Origin of the sequence: Mariniphaga anaerophila (genome assembly GCF_900129025.1) — a bacterium.
GTDB lineage: Bacteria > Bacteroidota > Bacteroidia > Bacteroidales > Prolixibacteraceae > Mariniphaga > Mariniphaga anaerophila.
On sequence record NZ_FQUM01000012.1, the window covers coordinates 38,953 to 51,583 of the forward strand.

A 12,631-nucleotide genomic window follows, 5' to 3' on the forward strand; every position below is an offset into this window, starting at 1 on the left:
ATTTGTTCAGGGATTTTATTTTGAAATTTGAAGCAAGCTCCCATTCTGTTTTTCCCATCAGGAAGATTTCCCCATGTAAGTACTTTAAAAATATAAACGCAATGAAACTATTGTTGGTAATCCTCGTGTTCTTTGCAACCACACTAATTTCTCTGGCAAATTCGTACCCCCGCAATTTTACTGAAAGTTTTGGAGGTGCGGCAGCAGTAACTCTTCAGATTAGTCCTTCAGAATCCAGCGTGTCGTCGGCCGGGGTAACGATAACTTATACATACACTGTTACCAATGAGGGAGATGAGGAATTGACAGGCATCTCAGTAATCGACGACCAGTTGGGCGCAGTTACACTTGATGAGACTCAACTGGCTCCTGCCGGAACGACAAGCGGCACTGCCACCTACCAGATAACACAGGCGGATATGGACTCCGGAGCCGATATCGTAAATCAGGCCACAGTTACCACAACAGAAGGAGCGACATTTACAGATGATGTTACTGTTTCGATAAATCAATTGCCGTCAGTAACGATTGATGTGACGCCCGATAAAACGAGTGTCAGTTCCTCCGGCGAAACGATTACTTACACGTACACTGTTACCAATACCGGAAATGTAACTTTAACGGGCATCTCAGTAACCGACGACCAGTTGGGCGCTGTTACGCTTGATGAGACCCAACTAGCACCTACCGGAACGACTAGTGGCACTGCCACCTATCAGGTAACACAGGCAGATATGGACTCCGGAGCAGATATCGTAAATCAGGCCACAGTTACCACAACAGAAGGAGCAACATTTACAGATGATGTTACTGTTTCTATTAATCAATTGCCGTCAGTAACGATTGATGTGACGCCCGATAAAACGAGTGTCAGTTCCGCCGGCGAAACCATAACTTATACGTACACTGTTACCAATACCGGAAATGTAACTTTAACAGGCATCTCAGTAATCGACGACCAGTTGGGTGCAGTTGCACTTGATGAGACCCAACTGGCTCCTGCCGGAACGACCAGCGGCACTGCCACCTACCAGGTAACACAGGCGGATATGGACTCCGGAGCAGATATTGAAAATCAGGTGACAGTCACCACAACAGAAGGAGCAACATTTACAGATGATGTTACTGTTTCTATAAATCAATTGCCGTCAGTAACGATTGATGTGACGCCCGATAAAACGAGTGTCAGTTCCTCCGGCGAAACGATTACTTACACGTACACTGTTACCAATACCGGAAATGTAACTTTAACGGGCATCTCAGTAACCGACGACCAGTTGGGTGCAGTTGCACTTGATGAGACCCAACTGGCTCCTGCCGGAACGACCAGCGGCACTGCCACCTATCAGGTAACACAGGCAGATATAAATTCCGGCGCTGATATCGAAAATCAGGCGACAGTTACTACAACAGAAGGAGCGACATTTACAGATGATGTTACTGTTTCTATAAATCAATTGCCGTCAGTAACGATTGATGTGACGCCCGATAAAACGAGTGTCAGTTCCGCCGGCGAAACGATTACTTACACAATAGAAGTAGAAAATGTGGGAAATGTAGGTTTGACGAATGTTGTCGTAACCGATGTTTTTGCAGGAGGAGCCATACTTATTAGCGGCGACACCAATTCCAACTCAGTTCTTGATGTGGGCGAGACGTGGATTTACAGTGCAGATTATGAAGTGACGCAGGGCGACATAGACGCAGGGACAGATTTGGTGAATGTAGCGTCAGTTGATACTGACCAGACCGACCCGGCTGAGGACAGTGCAACTACGGGCATCAGCCAGGGACCAGCCCTTTCGATTACCAAGGATACCGATAAAACGAGTGTCAGTTCCGCCGGCGAAACGATTACTTACACAATAGAAGTAGAAAATGTGGGAAATGTAGGTTTGACAAATGTTGTCGTAACCGACGTTTTTGCAGGAGGAGCCACACTTATTAGCGGCGACACCAATTCCAACTCAGTTCTTGATGTGGGCGAGACGTGGATTTACAATGCAGATTATGAAGTGACGCAGGGCGACATAGACGCAGGGACAGATTTGGTGAATGTAGCGTCAGTTGATACTGACCAAACCGACCCGGCTGAGGATAGTGCAACTACGAGCATTAGCCAGGGACCAGCCCTTTCGATTACGAAGGATTCGGATAAAACGAGTGTCAGTTCCGCCGGCGAAACGATTACTTACACAATAGAAGTAGAAAATGTGGGAAATGTAGGTTTGACAAATGTTGTCGTAACCGACGTTTTTGCAGGAGGAGCCACACTTATTAGCGGCGACACCAATTCCAACTCAGTTCTTGATGTGGGCGAGACGTGGATTTACAATGCAGATTATGAAGTGACGCAGGGCGACATAGACGCAGGGACAGATTTGGTGAATGTAGCGTCAGTTGATACTGACCAGACCGACCCGGCTGAGAATAGTGCAACTACGAGCATTAGCCAGGGACCAGCCCTTACTATTACCAAGGATACCGATAAAACGAGTGTCAGTTCCGCCGGCGAAACGATTTCTTACACAATAGAAGTAGAAAATGTGGGAAATGTAGGTTTGACGAATGTTGTCGTAACCGATGTTTTTGCAGGAGGAGCCACACTTATTAGCGGCGACACCAATTCCAACTCAGTTCTTGATGTGGGCGAGACGTGGATTTACAGTGCAGATTATGAAGTGACGCAGGGCGACATCGACGCAGGGACAGATTTGGTGAATGTTGCGTCAGTTGATACTGATCAGACCGACCCGGCTGGGGACAGTGCAACTACCGTGGTAAATCAGCAGCCCGAACTTTCTCTTTCTAAAACAGCTTCTGTTGCTACTTATAGTTCTGTGGGCGAGGCGATAAATTATACCATTGAGGTGGAAAATGCCGGAAATGTAACGCTGACCGGTGTTTCGGTAACAGACCCGTTAACCGGACTGAACACAACAATAAGTAGTCTTGCTCCGGGAGCAAAGCAACCTTACAACACGGCCTACAACATCACTCAGGGAGATATAAATTCGGGCAGCGTAGTTAATACCGCAAGTGTTTCGGGAACAGCTCCCGATAATTCTACAATAAATGCTTCTGCTACCGAAACCATCACGGCAAGCCAGCAAGCCGGACTGGTGGTTTCAAAGAGTGCCGCTCCTTCGACCTACAGTTCAGTGGGGGAGTTGATTACATATACTATTATTGTTAAGAATACAGGGAATCTGACCATCTCCGGAATTACCGTAACAGATCCGTTAACCGGGCTGAATTCCTCAATTTCCAGTTTGGCGCCGGATGTAACACAGACCCAAACAACAACTTATCATATTACCCAGGCCGATTTGAATTCCGGGAGTGTTACCAACATTGCCAGCGCTTCAGGAAAGGATCCATATAATGAAACGGTCACTGCGTCTGATAATGAAGTTGTCACTGCTATTCAGCTACCGGAATTGACTGTTACAGAAAGTGCAACTCCTGCAACTTTTAGCTCGATAGGGCAGCAGATAACTTATACCGTAGAAGTAGAAAATACAGGTAATGTAACCATTTCTGGTATTGCTGTAACTGATGCGTTAACGGGACTAAATACCACAATTGCCAGCCTTGTTCCGGGAGCAACGCAGAGTTTTACGGAAACTTACAATGTCACCGCTGCAGATTTGAATTCGGGGAGTTTGGCAAATACTGCCAACGCTTCGGGAACAGCTCCTGATAACGCAACGGTGACGGCTTCTGATACTGAAACAATCACGGCAATTCAGCAACCCGGATTAGCAATAACAAAAGATGCAACGCCATCGGTTTATGATCAATCCGGGCAGGAGATAACTTATTCCATTCAGGTTACGAATACCGGAAATGTAACTCTTTCTGATGTTTCAGTAACCGATCCGCTAACGGGATTGAATACCACCATCCCTGCTTTTGCCGCAGGAGCAACGGAAACCTATACTGAAAAATATACGGTAACACAGCCGGATTTGAACACGGGCAGCGTGACCAACACCGCCAGTGCCTCCGGTAGTGCTCCCGACAATAGTACGGTAAACGCATCTGATTCTGAAACCGTGACCGCCGACCAGCAACCTGGCTTAACCATAACAAAGAATGCAGTGCCTTCAACATTTAGCGTGGTGGGCCAGGAAATTACTTATACTATTGAAGTGGAAAATACAGGTAATGTTACTCTTTCTGGTATTTCAGTAACCGACCCGCTTACCGGATTGAATACAACAATAGTAAGTCTGGTGCCGGGCGCAAAACAAACCTACACTGAAAATTACACCATTACCCAGAACGACTTAAATTTAGGTAGTGTTGCCAACACTGCAAATGCATCGGGAACAAGTCCCGCCAGCGAAACCATAACCGGAACCGCTACCGAAACTATTTCGGCAAGCCAGGAACCGGGCCTGACGGTAGTGAAAAATGCAACGCCTTCGTCATACACTTCGTCGGGAGAGGAGATAATTTACACCATTGAGGTGACAAACTCTGGTAATGTCACGCTTTCGAATGTTTTGGTATCTGACCCGCTAACCGGATTGAATACAACAATCGCAAGTCTGGCGCCGGGTGCAAAACAAACCTACACGGAAAACTATTTTATTACGCAAAACGATTTGAATTCCGGAAGTGTGGCAAATACTGCAAGTGCGTCGGGAAAAAGTCCGGATGACGAAACCATAACCGGAAGTGCGACAAGAACTATTTCGGCAAGTCAGGAACCCGGGCTGACTGTTTCTAAATCGGCTTCTCCGCAAACATACAGTACGGTTGGTCAGCAGATAGATTATACGATTGAGGTTGAAAATTCTGGAAATGTGTCGATTTCAAACATATCAGTCGTTGACGCTTTAACCGGGTTGAGCACCACAATTGCCAGTCTGGCGCCGGGAGCAAAGCAAACCTACACCGAAAACTACTCCATTACGCAAAATGATTTGAATACAGGAAGTGTTGCAAATACGGCCACCGCTTCGGGAAAAAGCCCGGACAACGAAACGATATCCGATAGCGCTACCGAAACCATTTCGGGAAGCCAGAATCCCGCGTTAACAGTTTCCAAAGCCGCCGCTCCAACTACATACAACGCAGTTGGCCAGCAAATAACCTACACAATCGGCGTTGAAAATACGGGCAATGTAACTGTCTCAAATATTTCAGTAACCGATCCGCTTACCGGGTTAAGTACTACGATTGCGAGTCTGTCGCCCGGCGCCAAACAAACTTATTCCGAAAATTATAATATTACGCAGGCCGACCTGAATTTGGGGAGTGTGAGCAATACGGCCAGTGCCGCCGGTTTTAGTCCTCAGAGTGGTGATGTTAGTGCCTCCGATGAGTTAACAATATTGGCGGTTCAGCAGCCGGCACTGCAGGTTACAAAAGATGCTTCGTTGGAAAGTTACAGTTCTCCGGGCGAAAGTGTCGTTTATGATATTCCCGTGAAAAATATTGGAAATGTAACCGTTACCGATATATTACTGACCGATCCGCTGGTGGAGTTGAGTACACAGATTTCCACTCTTGCGCCGGGCGAATCAAAAACCTTTACCGAGGCATATTCTGTTTCTCAGCTTGATTTGGACAACGGAAACCTGACAAATACCGCAACGGCTTCGGGATTGTCGCCTGGTGCAGAGGCAGTCGATGCAGATGGTGAAAAGACGATTCCTGCCGTTCAGAATCCGGCGCTGGCTGTCGTTAAAAAAGCCACTCCTGCAACTTTTGCCAATATTAATTCTGAAATTTCGTATACTATTGAAGTTGAAAATGCAGGAAACGTAACGCTTTCCGAAATCGCGATAAATGATGCGCTAATTAGTCTTACAGAATCAATGGGAACTTTAGTGCCGGGACAAAAAGCCACGTACACAAAAAGCTATTTTGTGAAATCTGCCGATTATGCTGCCGGAAGTGTAACAAACACGGTAACGGTTTCGGCGAAAGCACCGGACGGTTCTTCGCAGAATGCTTCCGACACCAAAATTGTTTACGCACTTGGGCCTCCCACGGCCGTCAACGATCTCAGTTCTGATAATATTACTGGAAATAATGTAGTTATAAATATTCTGGGAAATGATAAACTGCACGATAACAGTTCTGCCAATCCGGGACTGGTTGACGTGGATTTGAACAACACCGTGAGCGGACGCCAAACCGAGAGAACTGTCGCCGGCGAAGGGGTTTGGTCGTACAATGTTGCTACCGGCGAAGTAACTTTTAATCCTGATGCCGGTTTTACTGCGGATCCTACACCAATTATCTATATTTTAACGGAAAAGCTGACCGGTCGGAGCAATAATGCCACCATTACAGTTCAGTTCAATAAGGGTGAGCCGTTTGCCATTAACGACAACAGCGCGGGAAACAAGCCGGGAGATGCAGTGAGCATAAATATTCTGGCAAACGACCGTTTGAGCGACGGAACGCCGGTGTCAATTCCTTTGGTTTCTGTTGATATTAATGCATCGGTGGCCGGCACTCAGAATGAACTGGTTGTTGCCGGCGAGGGGCGCTGGACATACAATCCACAGACCGGTTTTGTTACTTTCACCCCCAACCCCGGTTTTACAACAGATCCTTCGCCATTAACTTATTTGCTGAAGGAAAACTTTACCGGGCTGAGCGACGATGGAATTGTTACCATCGGATATGACGAAGAACCGCCGTTGGCAACGGACGACAGTAGCTCCGGAAACGAACCTGGCGACGTTGTGAGTGTAAATATACTGGCTAACGATAAACTTAGCGACGGCACCTCTGCTTCAATGAGTTTTGTATCCGTTGATATAGATGCTGAAACCGATGGAATACAATCAAATGTTGTTATTGAGGGAGAGGGAACATGGAACTTTAATGCAGGAACAGGAGTTCTTTCTTTTGCTCCGGCAGAGGGCTTTACCGTTTCTCCGTCGCCTCTGGAATATATTCTTATCGAAAACCTGACGGGGTTGAGTAGTACCGGAACGGTTACCGTTTTGTATGAAGAAACAGCTCCGGTTGCTGCAGACGACAGCAGTTTGGGAAACAAACCCGGAGCGACGGCCAGCATTGCCATTTTAAGTAACGACAAGTTAAGCGACGGTACTAACGCTTTGCGCGGATTGGTTACTGTTGATCTTGACGTTACAACGGATGGAATTCAGACGGAATTGGTTGTGTCCGGAGAAGGAACTTGGCAATACAATCCTCAAACGGGGCTTGTTACATTTGTTCCCGTTGCCGGATTTGTTTCTAACCCGACTCCGATAGTTTATTTGCTCATCGAAAATCTGAGCGGATTGAGCGACACTGCCACCATTGTTGCCGGTTATTCAGAGGAACCACCGGTTGCAGAAGACGACAGTAGCGAGGAGAATACTCCCGGAAGTGCGGTTGCTTTGAATATTCTGACAAATGATAAACTGAGCGACGGTTCTCCTGCGCTGCCGGAATCAGTAACGGTGGATATCGATATAGCAAGTGCCGGGGTGCAGGCGGAATTGGTAGTTCAGGGTGAGGGCACCTGGAGTTTGAATCAGGCAACCGGCGTTTTAACGTTTATGCCCAACAATAATTTTTATGCCAATCCTACTCCGCTGACTTACCGGTTATGCAGCAAAGCCAGCCCCGGATTGTGCGATGAGGCAACTGTTTCTGTTTCCTACGACGAGTCGGTGCTTACTACTTCGGTGGCGCTGGTAAAAACAGACGAATACAATTCTGCCGGCGGAACCATAAAATACACGTTTGAAGTAACAAATACCGGTGAAATAACGGTTTCCGATTTAGCCGTAAGCGATGAGCGGATTGGTGTGGCAGAACTGCCGGTAACGCCTGCAACATTAACTCCGGGGGCAAAAGGAATTGCCAGTGTTGTTTATAAAATTTTGCAGAGTGACATCGACGAAGGTGGCGTAACTAACACTGCAAAGGTGCGCGGGCTCAATGCAAAAGGGGAGTCCGTTGAGGATATCTCCGGAAATGATATGGAGAATGACGAGCCAACTGTCACCCCGATTGTTCAGCAGCCTTCGGTCTATATTGAAAAAGAGGCTGTTCTCTATGCCGAGAAAGTTGCTTTCAACGAGGAAGTCAGTTTTAATATCTCGGTAACCAACACCGGAAACGTCACATTGTACAATGTTTTGGTTGAAGATCCGTTAACCGGTTTTGAACAGGAAACACCAACACTTGAGCCGGGCGGCTTATTGAATTTTACCACCAGTTACGTCGTTCAGGCGGCAGACGAATCCGAAGGGCACTTTGATAACGAGGCTACTGTTGTCGCATACACATCAGGTGGAAGCCAGGTGGACGCTTCTTTTTCGGTTACTGTTTCTGTTGAGCAGTGCGACCTTGTTATTCCCACCGGGTTTTCTCCGAATGATGACGGAATTCAGGATACCTGGAGAATAAAATGTTTGGAACGGTACCCCAATGCGCGGATTGAAATTTTTAACCGGTGGGGAAACCGTGTATTCGAAAAAGACAACTTCGGAAATACAGATATTCACGGCTCTACCGATGCCTGGTGGGATGGCTACTCTACCCAGAAACTAACCTTTGGAAACGAAAAAATGCCAACCGGTACCTATTTCTATATTCTCGATTTAAAAGATGGCAGCAAGCCGCTGAATGGTTATTTATTCCTGAACCGATAACTACTGAATAAGATGAAAACAACTGATATAATGAGATATAGAATTAGACTGAACCGGGGCGTGTTGTTCCTTCTCTTGTTTATGGTATTTAAGGCTGAAGCGCAGCAGGAACCCACGTTTACTCAATATAATTTTAATATTCAGACTTTTAATCCTGCCTATGCCGGAACCTGGAAGAATACCGGTTTTATGGTAATCGGTCGTCACCAGTGGGTTGGCATGTCAGGCGCACCCCAAACGTATACTTTTTCTTTTCAAACGCCGGTGAAATTTCAGAATTTTGCGCTGGGTATGAATATTATTGCCGATAAAATTGGCCTGGAGAAACGAATGGGCGCAGACATCGATTACTCTTACCGGATAAGACTCACCGGCGTTACCGACCTTCGTTTGGGAATTAAAGGCGGAGTAACCGCGTACACCAATAATTTTACCGGCTACACGGGGTATCCGGGGGATCCGGAGGATCCTGTTTTTATGACTGACATAGAAACCAGGTTTATGCCTAATTTTGGTGTGGGGGCATTTCTTCATAACGAGAAATATTACCTCGGAATTTCGTCTCCCAAAATTTTGAAAACCGATTTTAAGAATAGCTCTTCCGAAATGTCAACCTGGGCTGAATTGCGCCATTTCTTTTTAATTGGCGGCTACGTTTTCGACTTGGCAGAGAACCTTAAATTTAAGCCAACCTTTTTGGCAAGGTCTGTTTGGGGCGCCTCTTCTGTGGTAGATTTAACCGCAAATTTTTTGCTCGGAGAAAAAGTATGGCTGGGCGCAAACTACAGAACAGGTGATTCTTTCGGGTTTATCGGGCAGTGGATTTTCGAAAACCAGTTGAGGATTGGATACGCATTCGACTATTCCATAACACCCTTGAAATCGTTCACCAATGCAACGCATGAAGTAATGGTTTCTTACGAATTGCCGTCTCGTCGAAAATGGATCAATCCAAGAATGTTTTAGCCAATAAGTCAAAGGAATACGATATGATTAGGATTTCAGCAACGATATTTTTACTTTTTATTGGACTCCCGCACATTTTGAAAAGTCAGACTTCGAATTTTTTCGATTATCTCGATTTTCGAATTACACCGTTAGCGTCGGTTAATACAAATGAAAGTGATATTTCACCTTTTTTTGTGGACAACGAATTGTTCTTTTCGTCGATAAGAGACGAGTTTATCGGAGATGCGCAACGGCAGGAGCAAAATGCCCTGTTTTACGATATTTATCGTTCCGAAATTGATGAAAAGGGAAATCCTGTAACAGAGCGTCAACTGGTTCCCGGATTTGGGAATTTGTATCATGAAGGGCCTGCCGCGTGGTGCAAAAAAACAGGCGAGATGTTCGTTACAATGAGTGATATTTCGATTGGCTCCCGGCGCCGATCTGCAAAGCAGAGGGCGGTAACACTGGGGTTGAGAATAATGAAAAAGATTGACGGGGAGTGGGTGGTTACTTTTGATTTTCCGTTTAACAGCCACGACTATAATCTGGCGCATCCGGCAATAAACCAGAGCGGCGATACCCTGGTTTTTTCGAGCGACATGGATGGTGGATTTGGAAATTCAGATCTGTACATGTCAGTCCGAAAAGAGGGGCAGTGGAGTACGCCTGTGAATTTGGGTGATAAAATCAATACCCCAGGGAATGAGATGTTCCCGACATTTGGCCCCGATGGGATGTTGCTTTTTTCTTCGGACGGGAGGCTGACAAACTACGGACGGCTGGATATTTATCATACCATATTTTTAAGTGAAAATGAGCCGGCTAACCTGGGTGAAAAGATAAATTCATCTGACGACGATTTTGGCTTGGCCATCCATCCTTCCGGGAAATTTGGATATTTTTCTTCCAATCGGTACAGCTGGAAAAAGGACGATATTTTTCTTGTGGAGTTCTTTCGGTCCATGGAAAATATCCGGGGAAAAGTTATTGCCGATCATAACGAAGAGGCGGTTCAGGATGCAATCGTTTACCTGGAAGATTGCGACGGAAATCAAATAAAATCGGTCCTTTCCGGGTATTTCGGGAATTTTGAATTTGAGGTACCCAGAGGAGGCTGCTATCAGATTCGTGCTGATAAAGAAGGTTCTGAGTCGGAACTGGTGTCTGCTTCGGGAAACGAATTTGTTGAGTTGCGGTTAAAAAGGATAATTAGTTATCAGCTTACTGTTACTGATTTTGAGAGTGGAAATGCGCTGGATGATGCGCAAATGAGTTGTGGCGAAATGCAGTGGAGATCTGATGCTGCGGGTGAAATCAATATAAAATTCGATAGTATTTTCGATTGCCGGGTGCAGGTAAGCAAAGCCGGATATTTTGACGATACCTTCAACCTGGATCCCGGGCGGTTTGTATCGGGCACTGAAACAACAGATACTGTCCGGCTTTTTAAGAAGGAAATTGGACGAAAATTTCTGATGAAATCAATCGATTATTACATCGATATGTGGCGGTTAATGCCGCGCTCGGAGCCGGAACTGGATCAACTGGTGAAACTGATGGAAGACAATCCGACTTTGAGAATTGAAATCAGTGCGCATACCGACAGCAGAATGGAAGACCAGTACAACATGTGGCTAAGCCAGAAACGTGCCGATTCGGTGGCAGAATACCTCGTTCAGAAAGGGATTGCCAAAGAGCGTATTGTTGCGAAAGGTTATGGCGAAACACGTTTGTTAAACCATTGTGCCAATGGCGTTATTTGTACCGAAAAGCAGCACCTGGTGAATCGGCGGACAGAATTTGTTATTTTGAAATACTAATTGGCGTGCGTTAAAGTGAAGCGGACAAAACAGCTGTAAAGTTGATTTAATTATTTCCCGAAAAGTAATCCGCCCGGCAATTTATATTAATCAGGTTTTTCTATATTGTTTTGCGGTAACGCCAGATGGCCAGACTTAAAAAAACAACGCCTAAAACACAGAGCGCCAAAAACTCGCTCAGCAGATCGGAAAAACCTGAACCTTTTAAAATAATCATCCGCAGAATTTTCATGAAATAGAAAATCGGGTTAATACGATCGGCAATCTGCGCCCAGTGTGGCATACTTTCAACCGGTGTAAAAATTCCTCCCATCAGAATAAAAATCATCATAAAAAAGAAACTCACAAACATTACCTGCTGCTGGGTGTCGGTAACGGTTGAAATAAATAGCCCCAGTCCGAGTACCCCAATGAGGTAAACTCCTGCAAAGCCGAAAAGCAACCAAAGGCTGCCAACAATGGGCAAATCGAAAACGAGCCAGGCAATAAGCAGTCCGAATGCAAGGTCGAAAAGCGCAATCACCCAAAATGGAACCAGTTTGCCGATAATGAACTGGTATTTTTTTACCGGCGTAACATTAAGTTGTTCGATGGTGCCGATTTCTTTTTCGCGTACCAAATTCATTCCCGACATAAACATCCCGATTATGGTCACCAAAATAGCCAAAATGCCCGGTGCCATGTACCATTTGTAATCCAGCTCGTTGTTGTACCAGTAGGTTTCCGAAATTTTTACCTGTGTTGGCGGAGCAAATTCAGGAATGCCTTTCCAGTGGGCAATCAGGTTTTTATTGAACGAGGAAATAATTTGTCCTGAATAGGCGTAAATCAGTTGCGCGCTGTTCCCGTCGACGGCGTCTATTAGCAACTGAAGTTGCCCGTTGTTGTTACGGATGAGGTTGCGTTCGAAATTTGCCGGGATAACCAGTGCAATGTCAGATTCGCCATTAAGAAGAAGAGCTTCTGCCTGCTTTTCGTCCATAACCGCCTGCGAAACGTGGTAAAATGGAATTCCGTCGAATTTTGCTACCAACTGGCGGGAGGTGGTTGACAGATCTTTATCGACCACCACCATGTCAATTTTTTTCATGTCGAACGTGGCAGCAAAAACCAAAATCAGCATTTGTACCAGCGGAACCCCGAAAATCATGGGAAGCATGGTGCGGTTTCGGAAAATCTGCCGGAACTCTTTTTGTAATATGTAGAGAATTGTTTTCATTT

Annotated in this window: 4 protein-coding genes; 3 read left to right on the top strand and 1 reads right to left on the bottom strand. The window is 45.8% G+C overall.

The window, feature by feature from the left end:
* Positions 1-101 precede the first annotated feature (101 nt).
* The 3 genes from BUB08_RS20280 to BUB08_RS17910 are packed head-to-tail and all read left to right on the top strand — an operon-like array spanning position 102 to position 11,410.
* Positions 102-8,639, top strand: coding sequence for a DUF7507 domain-containing protein (locus BUB08_RS20280; RefSeq protein ID WP_175550041.1), 8,538 nt, complete (start codon positions 102-104; stop codon positions 8,637-8,639).
* Between the two features lie 30 nt (positions 8,640-8,669).
* A complete protein-coding gene (locus BUB08_RS17905) occupies positions 8,670-9,605 on the top strand; it encodes a PorP/SprF family type IX secretion system membrane protein (protein ID WP_175550042.1) in 936 nt (311 codons plus the stop codon).
* 23 nt (positions 9,606-9,628) lie between these two features.
* Positions 9,629-11,410 (top strand): OmpA family protein, encoded by a 1,782-nt coding sequence (locus tag BUB08_RS17910; RefSeq protein ID WP_217651653.1) that lies wholly within the window; start codon positions 9,629-9,631, stop codon positions 11,408-11,410.
* A gap of 100 nt (positions 11,411-11,510) precedes the next feature.
* Here BUB08_RS17910 and BUB08_RS17915 read toward each other — a convergent pair whose 3' ends face one another.
* On the bottom strand, positions 11,511-12,629 hold the full coding sequence (locus BUB08_RS17915) for an ABC transporter permease (protein ID WP_073003295.1): 1,119 nt from the start codon (positions 12,627-12,629) through the stop codon (positions 11,511-11,513).
* Positions 12,630-12,631: the final 2 nt, after the last annotated feature.